Here is a 14,526-nt window from a genome sequence, read left to right on the forward strand (position 1 = left end):
GTGGGCTATTGCCGTCCAGTCACGCAGGAGAGGATATGTCCGAAGAGACATTGGGAAGCGCCAGGGCCAGTGGCCCTACCGTTGCTGAAACCATTGCCGCTGATGCGGTGCCACCGCCACAGCCCTTGCTCGAACAACGCTATGAATTCCTTGGCGATGCCGATATCGATTGCAGTCGCTATACCTCGAGCGAGTTTGCCAGGCTGGAGGATGAACGCCTGTGGGCGCGGTGCTGGCAGTGGGCTTGCCGCGAGGAACATATCCCAGACGTGGGTGACAACTACGTCCACAATATCGGGCCCTGGTCGGTGATCGTGGTGCGAAGTGCGCCCGATACTGTGCAGGCCTTCGTAAACGCCTGTACCCACCGGGGAACCCGGATACTCGATGGGGAGGGGGCTGGCTACAGTAATCAGTTCACCTGCCCCTTCCACGGTTGGGGTTGGAGCCTCGACGGGGAGTTGGCGCAGTTGCCCGGCCGTTGGGATTTTCCGCACGCCGGGGATAAAAGTCACAGCCTGCGGCCGGTGGCCTGTGAGCTATGGGGTGGCTTTGTATTCATCAATCTCGATTCGAATGCAAAACCGCTCGAGGACTACATGGATGTCCTGCCTGAGCATTTTCAGCATTTTCCGCTCGAGCGAAGGCGCATCAGGGCCCACGTGCAGAAAGTGCTACCGGCCAACTGGAAGGCGGCCCAAGAGGCGTTTTTGGAGGCCTACCACAACTTCGAAACACACGATGCGCCCAATGGCGCTAATACCCAATACGATGTCTTCGGCAAATACGTAACGCGATTTATCCACAATATCGGCTGCTATAGCAGCGAATCACTGGACGACTATCCCGGCGATAAGTGGCGCTCTCCGCCGCTCACAGAGAACGAGATGCTCCAGATCCTTTCGGTATTCGGTCTGGAACACGAGGAAGTGCCCGAAGGTGAAACCGCCCGTAGTGTTGCTGCGGCAGATTTGCGCAAGCGTCTGGGCGAAGCCTGGGGAGTGGATCTCACGGCAGTAAGCGACGCATTGATGCTGGATTCTATCGAGTATCATCTGTTCCCGAATATGTTTTTCTTCCCGGGAATTACAGTACCGATGGTGTACCGCTTTCGCCCCAATGGTGACGACGTGAACACCAGCCTGTTTGACATAATGATCCTGGAACCCCTGGCTGACGGGGCGGAGCACCCGGAGCCTCCGGAGCCCGTGAAACTCGATGTAGAGCAGTCTTATACAGAGGCGGAAGTGCTGTCCTGGCTGGCGCCCGTATACGACGAAGACACCGGGAACCTTCACTTGCAGCAGCAAGGGTTGCGCGGAAGCAAAAAGCGAGGCATCACATTGGGCAATTACCAGGAGGCGCGTATTCGCCGCGTGCATATGACGCTGGATGAGTTTCTGCAGGAGGGCGAGCTATGAGTGATGGCAATTGGATCAAAGTGGCCGCGCTGGATAAAATTCCCGTGGGCAAGAGTTTGTGCGTCGAACTGGAGGGCAAGGAGATTCTGCTCTGCCACACGGCTGACGGTGTATACGCTATAGATAATCTCTGCACGCATGGTGCCGCGCGACTCTGCGAGGGCAAGCTCAAGGGCAACAGAGTGTTGTGTCCGATGCACGGCGCTGCCTTCGATGTGCGCGACGGCACCGCGCTGACGCGGCCTGCGGTCACGCCTCTGGGCAGTTATCAAGTAAGACTAGACGGAAGTGATGTCTTGCTAATCGCGAGATAAGCTACTCAGATCGCCAGTAAGACAAAGTGAGTTTATTGTGTTTCCTGAAGTGTGACCGTGTTTTTCATTAAACCCAGATAGGTGCCGAAGCTCAAAACAACATCGCCTTCGCCCAGGTAAGGCCATGGAAGGAGTAAGTTAGCCAGGCTGAAAATCACGCCGTCGGGCGTCCCGGTCAGAATGGGTGTGCCAGTCGGGATACCGTCGCATGGTGCAAGCCTGATGGTTGTGTTGCCCAATACGTAGTCGGAGTTACAGTCATCCAGGGCATTTGCCAGAATTTGCGGAGGGCTCCAGATCATGTCTCCCGCCGGTGCATGTTGTCTGGGATCCAGGTTTACATAGAGCGATATTACGATCTCGGTGTAGAGTTCCGGGTCCCTTGGAATCAAAAAAAGTGGTCCAATTGGAAAGTGTGTGATGCCGCCCTTGCCAGAGGGAAATCCTGTTTTTCCCATTTCTCCGCGGGTTTTCAGGTCCTTCACCAGCAGCCATCGATCCGTGAAGTCCCCGCAAAGGGTATATCCGAAGCTGATTTCTTTCTGGCCTTTGTAGTCTGACAGAGGGAAGGCACAAAGCTCGACTTCATAGTCCAGACGCGTGCCTTTGTGAACAGCCGCGTTCCATGGCGTCATCGTGGATAGCTTGGGAAATAGAAATGGGCCGTCTTCATGGCCCACTTCTTCAGCGTGTTTGCTGAAATTCGTTCCAGCCGCAATTCCCGGATGCCTGTCGTTCACCGGGGCTCCCAGCGAAGTCCAGGTATACGTACCAGAGGAGCTGTCTTTAACCGCCTGATTGAGACCTGATTCGCCTATCGAGTTATAGGCTTCGATAACGTCGAGGCCTGTGGCTTCAAGCCTGGTGCTCAAATCTATGGCTTCGACATGTTCGAAATCTGCAGACAGAACCAGCAGGATTTCCCCAGTGACTGTTCTGGCCAGCGTGTAGCCTTTGTCAGCTTCAGCGATAGCGAGTTCAGGCTCTCCGATAGAATCGATCTCATCTGCCAATAATATTGAGTCTGCCTTCACGACGCTCATCATTGGCATGAGTGAAACAATCAAAATAGTGAGGCATTTGTGAAAAGGCACTCATCGTCTCCTGAATAATCGTTATCCTCGCCGCTATCAATCAAGCAGGTCGATGAAAGCCGCAGATCTTATGGCCGTCCGGGTCCAGGAAGTAACACAAGTGCACCGGGCCCATCGAGCTGTCGCGCGGTCCCGGGGGCTCTTCGATGGCTATCGCGCCGTTTGCAATGGCGACGTCATGGAATTCCTTGATTTGCGCCGGGGAGTCGCAGGTAAAACCTATGGTGGAGCCATTAGCGACACTCACAGGTTGACCATCGATCGGCTCGGTGATGCAAAAGGTTGATCCATCATGGATGTAGAAAAGGCGTTTCTGCCCGGTGTCATTCACATGTTCAAATGGTGCCCCGGCGCCAAGAACCGCGAGAACGGCATCATAGAACTGCCTTGTTTTCTCAATGTTGTTGGAACCTATCATTACGTGATTTAGCATTACATCAATTCCTCTTCATTTAGCGATGACTCGTGTATGGAAAGCGAACTAGGAGGCCAGCCTCTTTTGTATCTCGCCAAGCCAATCCCCACCTTCAAATTCGATACTCTCTGTTCGGTAGGGCATGACAGCTTCAGAAGGCTGAAGCACGGCATTTTCCAGCGCGTCTTCTCTGAGGTAGCTGAACGCCTGGTATTCCTCAGAGCGGAGCATATCGTAGAACATCTTGCGGTTTGTGTATCTCACGAGAATGACGATATCCCAGTCGCCGGCATCTCCCTGTACCTTCTCCATTAGCTTGCCACAGTAAAGTGCCTCGGCTCCGCGTGCACCAAACGTTTTGAAGAAGCTGGCCGCATAGTCAAGATAACTGTCCTGAGATTCGGCAGACTTGAACTTCAACAAGTTCAAGACAATGACTGGTTCGTCGCTCATCTGTGCTGGTTGGGCCTTGTCCAGGTGGGTCAACGGGTTCATGTCCACGCTATTCTCCTTATGGCTTGTCGAGCAGTGGCTGCTTTCAAATGGTGAGGCCCGGTGAGCCTCCTTAATTAGGATAGCCCCATGTCTGCTTTTGTGCCCAATAGTAATCCCCAGGCATTGCTAACTAATATTCTTCAATTATACTTGAGTAATCAAGTATCTATTGAGTATATGAATATGAGAGAAGCATCTGTTTACGGGGAAGCGGCGAGGGCGGTTTGGCTGAAGAGTGCGATCGTGTCCAAGCAATTGGATAATAGCCTTGGCGCTATTCACGGGATCGGCCTGGCAGAATATATGGTGCTGTTGAACTTGGCGAGTTCGCCTACTCAGAGCCTTCGCCGCGTTGATATTGCAGATGCCATCTCGCGCACGGCTTCTGCTATCACCAGAATGTTGATGCCAATGGAAAAGATTGGCCTCGTTGAAAAGGAATCTAGTGCGCGAGATGCCAGAGTGAGCCTGGTGAAAATCACAAAAGCAGGGTTGGAGGTGTTTGAGCATGCTTCTCTGACGCTCAATGCGAAAGCTGAAGGTGTTCTAGGAGGCCTGTCTCGCAAGCAAGCTAATGACCTGGTTGGACTCTTGGCAAAGGTGTGACCTTTAGTAGACTGCCTTCGCCTGAACGCAGACTTGGGTCTATGATGTAACGATAAGACTAGTAATGGGGCATGTAAGAATGACAGCATACGAGTATGCAGACATTGCAGCGAGCAACTATTCCATTAGTTTCACAATTTTGTCTCTAATGGTGGCGCTGGTCAGCGCCTACTTTGTTGCAGCTTATTTTATGGGGAAATCGATTAACGGCTTTCAAGTTTTTCTATTGAACACAGTATATCTCTTGTGGATGTCAGGCTTGGCCTGGGTCGCCACTCGATTTCTGATAAGAGCGACTCAAGCAGCAACAATTTCGTTGTCACTCGACGAAAGTCAAACAGGCACGGTTTTTGCGAGTGCTTACTTGTTCCCCGCTCTGATGGCGGTTACGACACTATTGATCAGTTACGGTTTTATGTGGAGTCTTCGTCACGGCGAGGAAAAGTGATCGCGTACATAGCTGCTGTTTGTTTTCAGGGCGACTATGAGTAAGCTGGTATTACTAGGCTACGCTGGCCTTATTACCTATGCTTCTGTCCGCCCGATGGACAGTGCGCCACTGGAACCGTGGGATAAGGTTGGCCACCTGGCAATCTATGCGATTTTTGCTCTGCTTGCTCGGCGGGCTGTGCCCCCACTAAAAAAATACACCTATTTGTGCATCGCTATATTTATCTATAGTGGTGTTCTGGAGACCGTTCAGTCTCAGCTTCCAGGCCGGGCAATGTCAGAATACGACCTTCTCGCAAATGGTATTGGCATTGCTATCGGCTTCTACATTTCGAAAAAGATTTTCAATGGCCAACACATATAGAAAGGGCCAGGCCTCGGCCCATTTTCAATCTCGAAATTGGCCGCGTTCGCTTGGGAGCGGATACAGTCAATATGCTATCTTCTTCTGAGTTCGAACCGGTGGAAGTCGTGTACTGTGTCGGTTTGATTGAGTATCTGGTTACAGCCCGGCGGTCAGCCGGTTAACTGAGGAAAACAAGCATGAGTCTTAACGCAAGCCTGTTAGCGTTTGTAATACTGGTGATCTCGGCAGCGCCAAATCTGTCCATTGCGGCCGAGGAAAATAGCGTTAGTAAACCTAGCTTTGTTTTTGTCCACGGTACCTTTCAATGGGGCGGGCAATGGAACGCTCTCTCAAGTCTCCTGCAGAGCGAAGGTCTTACCGTGCACTCACCATCGATGACGGGGCTGGGAGAGAGAGAACACCTGCTGTCCAAGCAAGTAGGGCTATCGACACACATAGCGGATATTTCAAACTACATTACGTGGTTGGATATCCAGAATGTGATCCTGGTTGCTCATAGTTATGGGGGAGCTGTTATTACCGGGGTGGCGGACGAGCTTGGCGATAGAATCGCCCACGTTGTCTACATTGACACTGTGCCTTTGAATCATGGCGAGAATTTGCTCGACGCCTTTGGTCCAGAGGTCAAATCAATCGCCCAGCAGTCTGTTGAGGAAAGTGGTGATGGCTGGCTTATCGCAGCAGACGCATTGCGTGACCCGGCGCCAACAATGAGGAGCCACCCATGGAAAACATATACCGACCGGATTGATCTAACAGGCGTTCCTCCCGAATCTGGAACCATTATTGTTGCGACTGAAAATGCCGAGACTTTCGGCTATATGAGGCAAAAAGAAGCGCCATTGAGGGCGCGAAAGCGTGGATGGAATATTTTCACCATAGAGGGACCCCACCCACTTCAGGAAAGCAGTCCATCAAAGGAGGAGGTGGCGAAAGTTCTCATTGGGGTTGCGAGGGAGTTGGAGCAGGGTTCTGCGGAACCGCTTAAGCTTTAGTTCGCCACAGAGCAGCGTTAGTGTTCCCGAATAAAGGAGAGACGTTCCATTTAGTAACAGCGTGGATACTGCTCGCCAGCTTGCCACCTTCGCGTAATAGCGGACATCGGGTTATTCTTGTTGGAACTCGAGCAACAGGAATAAGAATATGACAGCGGAAGGAATGTTAGAGGTCGCTTTTGTCACTTGGGGAAACGTGGCAACTATGATGGGACTTTTGATTTCAGTTATAAGCGGTTATCTGGTTGTAGCATTTGTTGCTGGAGAGCGTATGACTAGATCGCAGGTTGTACTCGTCAATATTTTCTACGGGTTCATTTCAGGATTTCTTACTTGGGCATTACATGAAATGTCTCACCGGGCGGCCATTATCGAAACTGCTGGTTATAACTTAGCTTCAGGTGAGGTTGCCAAGCTCACCGCGAGAGATGATATTGCTCTGCTTCTCGTCATGGCATTTAGCCTGACAGTGGTTGGCAGTTACAAGTTCATGTGGGATATCAGGCACCCCAAAACCGAATGACCGCTTTGAAGTGTAAGCGGGCATCGTACCCTCCAGTGCTGATTCTTTCCCCAGCAGGTCGCTTCTGGCGGCAGGCTTCGGTGTACCCTTGGATGGGACCTAACAATAAGGACAGGGATGATGAAAGAGAGCAAGACAGGAAGATGGGCACAGGCGCTGGGATTCCTGGGTGTTATTGCTTCGCTGCTATTTGTAGCATACGAGTTGAAGCAATCAAGGGATATTGCAACCGCAGATGTTTATTTGGCAACGCTGCAGTTGGAAATGGAAGCCTATGGATTCCTATTCGCGGAAGACACGATCCGGCCAGTCGTAGACAAATTGTATACCGACGAGGAGCTTCTACCGGGAGAGCGTAGGCTTCTATTAGAATTTACAGATATGTGGACAAGCCTTTCAGATGCTGTGCATTTTCAGTACCAACTAGGGCTGGTGCCAGAGGAAGTGTGGGAGGCAGAGAGAGCCCATCTCACCGATCTTCTTGCCGTTCAATGTTACTCCGAATTCTTTCAGCAGTGGGGTAACAGGAATAGAGCCAGCTTCGTAGCGGACATAGCCGACATTCTGGAAGCTGCGCCAAGGCATGAAGGCTGCTTCGATGGTTGACGGATTCTGCCTAAAGTCTGACATCAGGGTATGGTAAGTGGAGAGCGAATGACCAAGAGATTGAAGCATGAGTGAGTATGAGCTTGCAGACGTAATAGCGAGTTATTCCGTTGCAGCCATGACTGCCATGACTCTATATCTGACTGCAGTTACTGCGTATCTGGTGGCGGCGTTTTCGGCGGGAGCTCGCCTTAGTAGAGCGCAAGTTGTCATCGTCAATGCACTCTTTGTATTTGTTTCTGGATTTTTTCTCTACGGGACTGCAGGTTATTTCTATCGGCAGCTTCAGTATGTGCACGAGCTAAGACTATTAGCGCCTAATCATCATCTGACCCTGAATATCGAGACGATCGGGTTTATTGCATCGGTTGAATTTTTGGGAATCATCGCTTCACTCTATTTCATGTGGAGCATCAGACACCCCAGGTCAGAGTAAGCGCGGTGTGGACTCTCTTCTAGGCTTCGCTAGTGGAACATTCAGTACCCAGCATCTCACAAATGATGCCCGCATCCTCTGCCAGCAAGCCTGTCTTATTTTCAAGTAGTGCCGCTATCAGCAAACGCGTATGAATCAGGTTCTGGAACTCTAGAGATCCCATGAGTTCGCGCGCATACACTGCCGTTTCCTCCTTGGAGTAGTAATCACTCCACTTCTTTCGATGTTGCTCATCACTGAATCCGAAGACCACCAGTGGAACTCTCTCGCCAAGATAGATGGTCAGTTCCTCATTGACGAAAGCGAGACCCCAGCTCTGAGTTCTGTACAAGCTCTCGAGCAGCTTCTGAAACTGAACCAGGTTGGAGCGCAACTCTGCTGGTAGAAGACTGTTTAGATCCCCTGAGCCAATCAACGAGTCAAGAGCACCGGTAGGCGGAAGATAGGTTGTAAACAGGATGGCTGATTGTACTAATTGAATGGCTTCTTCCGCATCTAGATCTGCAGGGCCTTCCCGAGTCAGCTTGAGCAATTGAAGCAACTGTTCCTGCTCCTGCTTGTGATAATCTCTCGTCGACATTGCCCCCGCATAGGTGGCCTGAAATTCTGAGCGCAACGCACTGAGGGCGTGCTCCCTCTTTTTGTTTTCCTGGAACTCTTCCCAACTGGAATCTATACCGAAGGCAATAAGTATACTGGCGACGATTGCCACGCCTTCAAGTAGCAGCTTCCGCAGGTTTATTTCTTGATCAGCCATTCTAATTCCTTGGAAATCATTAACACCGCATTCACTCTGAGAGTCGGGGCATGCTAGAACAGTGCCACTCCTTGGATAAAAACGGACGTTCACAGAAGAGTATCAAAAGGAATGCGATTAGGCGAAAGGGGAGGCTTGCTGAGTACGTCGGAATCGTTGAGCTAGCCTGGAGTGGTCAGGCCCAGAACTTCACTGATCTGCCGGTGCATATTCTGCACGCCGGGTTCATTGCGCCCAAATAGCACTTTGCGATCGAGACCGCTGTGTAAGCCGCGTGTGATCTTGTCCACCAGTGAGTAGTCTTCTGCTACAGCAACATCATTGATCAACTGGAAGTATTCTTCGCGCTGCGCTCGCTCTTCGTCACTTTGGGGAGCGTTTGGCAGATACATGCTGTGATACACCACAGACGTGTCTGGGCTCACCGGGTAAACGCGCCAGGTCTGGAAGTGGTCGGCGACGGCGAAGATCACTGTGTTGGGGAAAATATAGTTCACATAGGATGTGTATTCACGTGGGTCCCATTGCGCTTCCGGTATCTGGCGCAATTCATCGATCGTCAATGTTGCCGAGCCCATGGCATGATTGCGGCCGAAGGTGTGAAACGTACTGACATTCGAGTGGGCCATCTGGCCGATACTCTCTGGATGCAGTGACTCGAAGTGATAGAACTCCTGAAAGGTGTCCATGTTCAATTTCCAGTTGAACGCGGTCTCTACCTTCTTCGCTCCCAGGTAGTAGTGGTTTTCGAGGCCGTTGCCTTCCAGTCGAGCTTCCATACCGCTCAGGACATCGTCGATTTCGAAACGCAGGTCAGGATTTGGCATCACGAAAATAAAGCCGTACTTTTCTTCTACCTGCAACTCACGCAAGCCAAGGCTTTCTCGGTCCATTCCTTCGAAACCTTCCTGGAAAGGGATTCCGATAAGCTTGCCGTCCAGGTCATAGCTCCAACCGTGATAGGGGCAGGAGAACATGCGGCCCTTCTTGGCTTGCCCGCTTGCGCACTCATTGATTGGCGCACCACGGTGAGAGCAGCTGTTCACAAAGGCCTTGAGCAGACCTTCGCCGTTGCGCACCACCAGAATGGGGATTCCAGTATCGTCGAAAGCGAAATAGTCACCGGGGTTGGGGAGGGTGCAGCTGGGCCCGACAAACTGTGGGTAGTTGCGAAACAGGGCTTGTCGTTCGAGGTCGAATCGCTCGGGGTCGATATATTCTTGTACATCCAACGACATCACCGCATCGGCCATGGTAGTCGTGTTGTTTGCGACCAGCTCTAGCAGTCGCTTTGTTTCTTTGACGAGTGCATCCCGGTTCATGGTTTTGGCACTCTAGAGCCCAAGCACCAGCTTGGCTACGATGTTGCGTTGCACTTCCTGTGAGCCGCCGAAGATAGACGCTGCGCGATTGTTGAGATAGCGGGGGAGCACTGCGCTCTCGGGGTCGGGGCGGTAGGGGCTGGCGCCAGGCATGGGGTTCAGTTCCAGGCCGCGGTAACCGAGAATATCTACCGACACTTCGTTGATTGCCTGTTCAATGCGAGTGGTGTTTAGTTTGAGAATCGATGATTCTGGCCCCGGGTTTCCGCCACCGCTGACATCTGAGAGGATGCGCAACTCGGTAATCTCCAGCGCTTTCAGGTCGATCTCGATGTTCGCGATGCGGCGCTTGAGTGTCCCTGTGCTGTCGAAATCCACCACTGCGTCGGCCGTATCGCGATAAAGCTTCCAAAGGCGTTCCAGTTCGTGCAGTACCAGCGGTCCGGAAAAGCCACCGCCGCGTTCGAATTCCAGTAGGTATTTGGCGTAGGTCCAGCCCTTGTTTTCTTCGCCAATGCGGTTTGTTTGGGGCACCCGCACGTTATCGAAGAACACCTGATTTACCTCGTGGTCACCGGCCATGGTGATGATGGGTTCGACCGTGATACCGGGCGAGTCCATATCCAGCAGCAGGAAGCTGATGCCTTGTTGTGGCCGGCCCTCATTGCTGGTGCGTACGAGGCAGAAAATATGGTCTGCCAGGTGGGCGTGGGTGGTCCAGATCTTCGAGCCGTTGACGATGTAGTCTTCACCACTGGGCTCAGCCTTGAGTTTGAGGCCCGCAAGGTCAGAGCCCGCGCCTGGCTCGGAGTAGCCCTGGCACCAGTAGTGCTCGCCTGACAGAATCTTCGGCAGATGCTCGGCTTTCTGCTCTTCACTGCCAAAGGCCATGATCACCGGCGCCAGCATTAGCAGGCCCAGAGGAATGAGCATCGGCGCGCCTGCGAGGTAGCACTCGCGACTGAATATGTATTTCTGGGTGGCGGTCCAGCCAGTGCCGCCGTGCTCGGTGGGCCACTGGGGCACGGCCCATCCTTGCTCGACCAGGATGGCTTGCCACTGCAGTGCCAGCTCTTTTTCTACGAATACGCTGGCGTTGCTGGCGGTGGTCTCGACAATTTCTTCGGTGAGGTGGTTGGCCAGGAACTGGCGCACCTCCCGCTGGAACTGCAGATCCTCGGCGGAGAATGTGAGGTCCATGGATGGCTCCTTCTACTATGCACAGGCAAATTAGCAAAGCCCCCTGATAAAAACAATCAGAATTGACTGTTTATTTTTAATTGGCTAATGTGAGGCTCAGATTGCCGCCATTACATAAGTAATAACTCATTCCCGGCGGCCCAGCAGGAGAGCATAAATGGCCAAGTGCCCCGCAGATTTTGACTTCTTTTCCCCGGAGGTCATCGAATCGCCATTCGAGTTTTACAAAGTGGTGCGTGAGCAGGCGCCGGTGTATCAGCTTCCGGGCACGAATATCTTTTTTCTTTCGCGCTGGGAGGATATTCGCACCGTCAATCGCGATACCGCAACTTTCTCCAATGACTTCCAGGATGTTTTGCAGGGGCCTGAACCCTCAGATCAGGTGAAGGCGATCTACGCCACTGGTTACGAGCAACCCCCCACGCTGCTCACGCTAGATCCCCCGGCACACAAGGTCTATCGCTCGCTGATCAACAAGGTGTTCTCGGCCAAGCGTGTTGAGACGATGCGTCCCTATATGGAAACGGTGGTGGATGAATTGCTCGATGATATGCTCGAGAAAGGAGAGTGCGATTTCGTCCATGACTTCGCGACGCCTCTTCCGGTGTATGTAATCGCCGACCAGCTCGGCGTACCGCGCAAGGACCTGCGCCGCATCAAAACCTGGTCTGACGCCTTTGCGTCGCGCCTGGGGGGCATGGCTGATGAGCAGAAGCAGATTGAGGACGCCACGCTGATTGTCGAGTGGCAGCACTACATGGCCGAGATTATCGCCCAGCGTCGGGCTGAGCCCCGGGACGATATTATTTCCGATCTGGCCAATAACACGATCAAACCCGCCGATGGCGAGCGCCTGATGACGGTTGAAGAAATACTCAGCATGGTCGAGCAGTTGTTGGTGGCAGGCAATGAGACAACCACCTCGTCCTTGGCGGGTGGCCTGTTGTCGCTGATTCAATTACAGGATCAGATGCAGGCCCTGCTCGATGATCCCTCTATGATCGATAACGCGGTGGAGGAAATGCTACGTCTGGAATCTCCTTCCGCGGGCCTGTGGCGGGTGGTGACTACAGACACAGAGATTCGTGGTGTGCAGATACCCAAAGATTCTTTGCTGATGCTGCGTTATGCCGCGGCGAACCGGGATGAAGCGGTATTTGATGAGCCGGACAAGATGGACGTGTGCCGCAAGAATGCCGATGAGCACATCGCCTTTGGTTATGGCACGCATTTCTGTCCCGGTGCGTTTCTGGGCCGCAAGGAGATGCAGGTGGCATTCCAGAAGATCCTTGAGCGTATGACCAATATTCAGCTGGTCGAAGGTAAGAACGATCTCATGCACTCGCCCAATATGGTGTTGCGTGGGCTGAAAGAGCTACATATTAGCTATGAAAAGCGCGAGGTGCAGGCATGAAGGCGGCTGTATTCGAGGAAGTTGGCAAGCCACTTTCGATTCAAGAGATCGCTGACCCCACGCCTGAACGCAATGAGCTGGTGATGAAAGTGGGGTATTGCGGGGTGTGCGGCACTGATTTGCACGCCACGCGTGAAGGGCTAACCACGGCGTGCTGCGGTCAGGTGCTTGGCCATGAGTATGTTGGTGAGATCGTCGAGGTTGGTCCGGATGCCATCGGTGACTGGCAGGTCGGTGACAGGGTTTGTTCGCTGCCATTTATTTGCTGTGGTACCTGCCCGGCTTGTGCGACAGGCCGCTTTTACGAGTGCCAGAACAAGAAAGTATCGGGTATTGATGCCCAGGGTGGCTTTGCCGAGTATGTGCCAGCCGGCGCGCAGGAAACACTCAAGCTCCCTGACAGCCTCGACCTGGAAACGGCCACACTGATCGAGCCCCTGGCCGTAGGTATTCACGCTGTACGCGTATCAAAGCTCCAGGCGGGTAGCAGGGTGCTGGTTATTGGTGCCGGGCCGATCGGATTGACGGTTGCCCTCTGGGCGCGCTTCTTCGGTGCTCGCGATGTGGTGGTGAGCGAAATGGCATCCAGCCGCATGGAGCTTGCCAAGCAGATGGGCGCCACTGCCGTCATCCAGCCCGACCCCGCCGCCGGGGCAGAGGCACTGGCTGCGCAATATGCAGACCTGACAGGCGGCGCTCCCGATGTCATATTCGAATGTGTGGGTGCGCCGGGGCTGATTCAGCAGTGTATTGAGATTGCGCCACACGGAGGCCTTATCGTGCCTGTAGGCGTGTGTGAGCAGCCTGATGGCTTCATGCCATTGCTGGGGTTATTCAAGGAATTGCGGATCCAGTTCGCGGTGGCTTATACCCGCGATGATTTTGAAACGTCGCTGGCGATGCTCGCTGAAGGTCGTATCGATGTGCGTCCAATGATTACGGATGTCGTCAGCCTGGACGAATTGCCCGATGCGTTTGAGGCGCTACGCACGCCTAAGGATCAGTGTAAGGTGCTCACCAAAATTGGCTGAGCACCGTTATCTTCGCTAGCGGTAGTAGTCCTTGCCCACCAGCTCCAGCATGCGGTCATCGTGTGCCTCGCCCTGCAGACAGTTGGCTTTGATCCACTCCTCGTCTGACACTTTCGCACGCGCGGCGATCATCTCTTCGGCGTCTGCGCCCACCGGGTAGCGGAAGCGCGGTGTATCTGAATCGATGGCATCTTCGATAGCCGTTGCCACGTCAGCAGGCATGGCGGGCCGTCCAAGATTGAACTCGAACCAGCGTCCTAACCGCATCAGGGTGTTCATGTAGGGTTGCTCAATTGATTCATCCATCGGCTCGGCCTTGCCCCAGATCGGTGTGAGCACGCACCCTGGTTCGATGATGGACACCTTCACATTAAATTCAGCCATTTCGAATGCGAGTGATTCGCTTAGGCCTTCCATTGCAAATTTTGACGCGGAGTAGTGAGCGTGACAGCCCATGGGTACCCGGCCCGCGAGGGAGCCGACGTTGACTATTCGCCCGCTGCCTTGCTTGCGCATAATCGGAGTTACTGCCCGCAGCACATTTACTGTGCCAAAGTAGTTCGTTTCGAAGATCCAGCGCACGTCTTCCATCGATGTCATCTCAACCGCCTGGCCTGCGCCAACGCCAGCGTTATTTACCAGGGCGTCGATGCTGCCGGTCTCCGCCATGATCTGAGCGATGGCGCTGTCGATGGATTCAGGCTGAGTGATATCCATCTGTACCACAGTTACTGGCAGTGACTCCGCGGCAATAGCCTTGCGCAGGTCATCCACGCCGTCCGGGTTGCGCACAGCAGCGTAGACCTGGTTTCCCTTGCGGGCCATGTGGAGGGCAGCTTCCTGGCCGATGCCTGTGCTGGCGCCGGTGACGAGAATAGTGGACATGTTTACTCCTCGGTAGATTGGCCCTGACGGGCCTTGTAGTCGATTCGGTACTCGCAGGTCACACAACGCCGCATTCCATCACGCATGCTGTCGTTCTGTGCCTTGAGTGTTACCAGTTCCTGTTCCAGTTCGCGAATGCGTTTTGCCTGCTGTGCCAGCTTCGCCCTGGGCTCGATAAGATCCTTAAGCTGCACG

The 14,526-nt window shown here is 53.3% G+C and carries 19 protein-coding genes; 11 read left to right on the forward strand and 8 right to left on the reverse strand.

Going from position 1 to position 14,526, the window contains the following annotated elements; translation table 11 throughout:
* Positions 1–35 precede the first annotated feature (35 nt).
* Both EY643_RS05355 and EY643_RS05360 read left to right on the forward strand, forming a co-directional pair.
* On the forward strand, positions 36–1,421 hold the full coding sequence (locus EY643_RS05355) for an aromatic ring-hydroxylating oxygenase subunit alpha (protein ID WP_152661225.1): 1,386 nt from the start codon (positions 36–38) through the stop codon (positions 1,419–1,421).
* Positions 1,418–1,735, forward strand: coding sequence for a Rieske (2Fe-2S) protein (locus EY643_RS05360; protein ID WP_152661226.1), 318 nt, complete (start codon positions 1,418–1,420; stop codon positions 1,733–1,735). The genes EY643_RS05355 and EY643_RS05360 overlap by 4 nt, the downstream gene beginning before the upstream one ends.
* Before the next feature lie 32 nt (positions 1,736–1,767).
* Here the strand turns inward: EY643_RS05360 and EY643_RS05365 are convergent, their stop codons facing one another.
* From EY643_RS05365 to EY643_RS05375, 3 genes are read right to left on the reverse strand one after another with little or no spacing between them, the layout of a single operon-like run.
* Positions 1,768–2,829, reverse strand: coding sequence for a fumarylacetoacetate hydrolase family protein (locus tag EY643_RS05365; RefSeq protein ID WP_152661227.1), 1,062 nt, complete (start codon positions 2,827–2,829; stop codon positions 1,768–1,770).
* Positions 2,830–2,869: 40 nt separating this feature from the next.
* The gene (locus EY643_RS05370; protein WP_152661228.1) at positions 2,870–3,262 is read right to left on the reverse strand and encodes a VOC family protein; all 393 of its coding nucleotides are present in this window, start codon (positions 3,260–3,262) and stop codon (positions 2,870–2,872) included.
* 48 nt (positions 3,263–3,310) lie between these two features.
* The gene (locus tag EY643_RS05375) at positions 3,311–3,739 is read right to left on the reverse strand and encodes a DUF1330 domain-containing protein (RefSeq protein ID WP_240732888.1); all 429 of its coding nucleotides are present in this window, start codon (positions 3,737–3,739) and stop codon (positions 3,311–3,313) included.
* Between the two features lie 87 nt (positions 3,740–3,826).
* Here EY643_RS05375 and EY643_RS05380 point away from each other — a divergent pair, with 87 nt between their 5' ends.
* The 7 genes from EY643_RS05380 (at position 3,827) to EY643_RS05410 (ending at position 7,722) form a co-directional block, all read left to right on the forward strand.
* On the forward strand, positions 3,827–4,345 hold the full coding sequence (locus tag EY643_RS05380) for a MarR family winged helix-turn-helix transcriptional regulator (protein WP_240732829.1): 519 nt from the start codon (positions 3,827–3,829) through the stop codon (positions 4,343–4,345).
* A gap of 79 nt (positions 4,346–4,424) precedes the next feature.
* Complete coding sequence (locus tag EY643_RS05385) at positions 4,425–4,793, forward strand: hypothetical protein (protein ID WP_152661230.1); 369 nt, start codon at positions 4,425–4,427, stop codon at positions 4,791–4,793.
* Positions 4,794–4,829: 36 nt separating this feature from the next.
* Positions 4,830–5,159, forward strand: coding sequence for a VanZ family protein (locus EY643_RS05390; RefSeq protein WP_152661231.1), 330 nt, complete (start codon positions 4,830–4,832; stop codon positions 5,157–5,159).
* 179 nt (positions 5,160–5,338) lie between these two features.
* Positions 5,339–6,157 (forward strand): alpha/beta hydrolase, encoded by an 819-nt coding sequence (locus EY643_RS05395; RefSeq protein ID WP_152661232.1) that lies wholly within the window; start codon positions 5,339–5,341, stop codon positions 6,155–6,157.
* Between the two features lie 148 nt (positions 6,158–6,305).
* The gene (locus EY643_RS05400) at positions 6,306–6,680 is read left to right on the forward strand and encodes a hypothetical protein (RefSeq protein ID WP_152661233.1); all 375 of its coding nucleotides are present in this window, start codon (positions 6,306–6,308) and stop codon (positions 6,678–6,680) included.
* Positions 6,681–6,800: 120 nt separating this feature from the next.
* Positions 6,801–7,286, forward strand: a complete 486-nt coding sequence (locus tag EY643_RS05405; RefSeq protein WP_205743154.1) for a hypothetical protein — start codon at positions 6,801–6,803, stop codon at positions 7,284–7,286.
* Positions 7,287–7,353: 67 nt separating this feature from the next.
* Positions 7,354–7,722 carry a hypothetical protein gene (locus EY643_RS05410; RefSeq protein WP_152661235.1) on the forward strand — a complete coding sequence of 123 codons (369 nt, stop codon included), beginning with the start codon at positions 7,354–7,356 and terminating at the stop codon, positions 7,720–7,722.
* A gap of 19 nt (positions 7,723–7,741) precedes the next feature.
* Here the strand turns inward: EY643_RS05410 and EY643_RS05415 are convergent, their stop codons facing one another.
* The 3 genes from EY643_RS05415 to EY643_RS05425 all read right to left on the reverse strand — a co-directional run bounded on the left by EY643_RS05415 (position 7,742) and on the right by EY643_RS05425 (position 11,001).
* The gene (locus tag EY643_RS05415; RefSeq protein ID WP_152661236.1) at positions 7,742–8,479 is read right to left on the reverse strand and encodes a hypothetical protein; all 738 of its coding nucleotides are present in this window, start codon (positions 8,477–8,479) and stop codon (positions 7,742–7,744) included.
* Positions 8,480–8,640: 161 nt separating this feature from the next.
* Positions 8,641–9,801, reverse strand: a complete 1,161-nt coding sequence (locus tag EY643_RS05420) for an aromatic ring-hydroxylating oxygenase subunit alpha (protein ID WP_152661237.1) — start codon at positions 9,799–9,801, stop codon at positions 8,641–8,643.
* A gap of 12 nt (positions 9,802–9,813) precedes the next feature.
* The gene (locus tag EY643_RS05425) at positions 9,814–11,001 is read right to left on the reverse strand and encodes an acyl-CoA dehydrogenase family protein (protein WP_152661238.1); all 1,188 of its coding nucleotides are present in this window, start codon (positions 10,999–11,001) and stop codon (positions 9,814–9,816) included.
* A 157-nt stretch (positions 11,002–11,158) separates the two neighbouring features.
* Here EY643_RS05425 and EY643_RS05430 point away from each other — a divergent pair, with 157 nt between their 5' ends.
* The gene (locus EY643_RS05430) at positions 11,159–12,415 is read left to right on the forward strand and encodes a cytochrome P450 (RefSeq protein ID WP_152661239.1); all 1,257 of its coding nucleotides are present in this window, start codon (positions 11,159–11,161) and stop codon (positions 12,413–12,415) included.
* Positions 12,412–13,446 carry a zinc-binding dehydrogenase gene (locus EY643_RS05435; protein WP_152661240.1) on the forward strand — a complete coding sequence of 345 codons (1,035 nt, stop codon included), beginning with the start codon at positions 12,412–12,414 and terminating at the stop codon, positions 13,444–13,446. Before EY643_RS05430 ends, EY643_RS05435 begins: the two co-directional genes overlap by 4 nt.
* 15 nt (positions 13,447–13,461) lie before the next feature.
* Here the strand turns inward: EY643_RS05435 and EY643_RS05440 are convergent, their stop codons facing one another.
* The gene (locus EY643_RS05440) at positions 13,462–14,331 is read right to left on the reverse strand and encodes an SDR family oxidoreductase (protein ID WP_152661241.1); all 870 of its coding nucleotides are present in this window, start codon (positions 14,329–14,331) and stop codon (positions 13,462–13,464) included.
* Between the two features lie 2 nt (positions 14,332–14,333).
* Entirely contained in the window at positions 14,334–14,525 is a 192-nt protein-coding gene (locus EY643_RS05445; RefSeq protein WP_152661242.1) for a hypothetical protein, read from the reverse strand.
* Position 14,526: the final 1 nt, after the last annotated feature.

It is taken from the genome of Halioglobus maricola, from assembly GCF_009388985.1.
Lineage (GTDB): Bacteria > Pseudomonadota > Gammaproteobacteria > Pseudomonadales > Halieaceae > Halioglobus > Halioglobus maricola.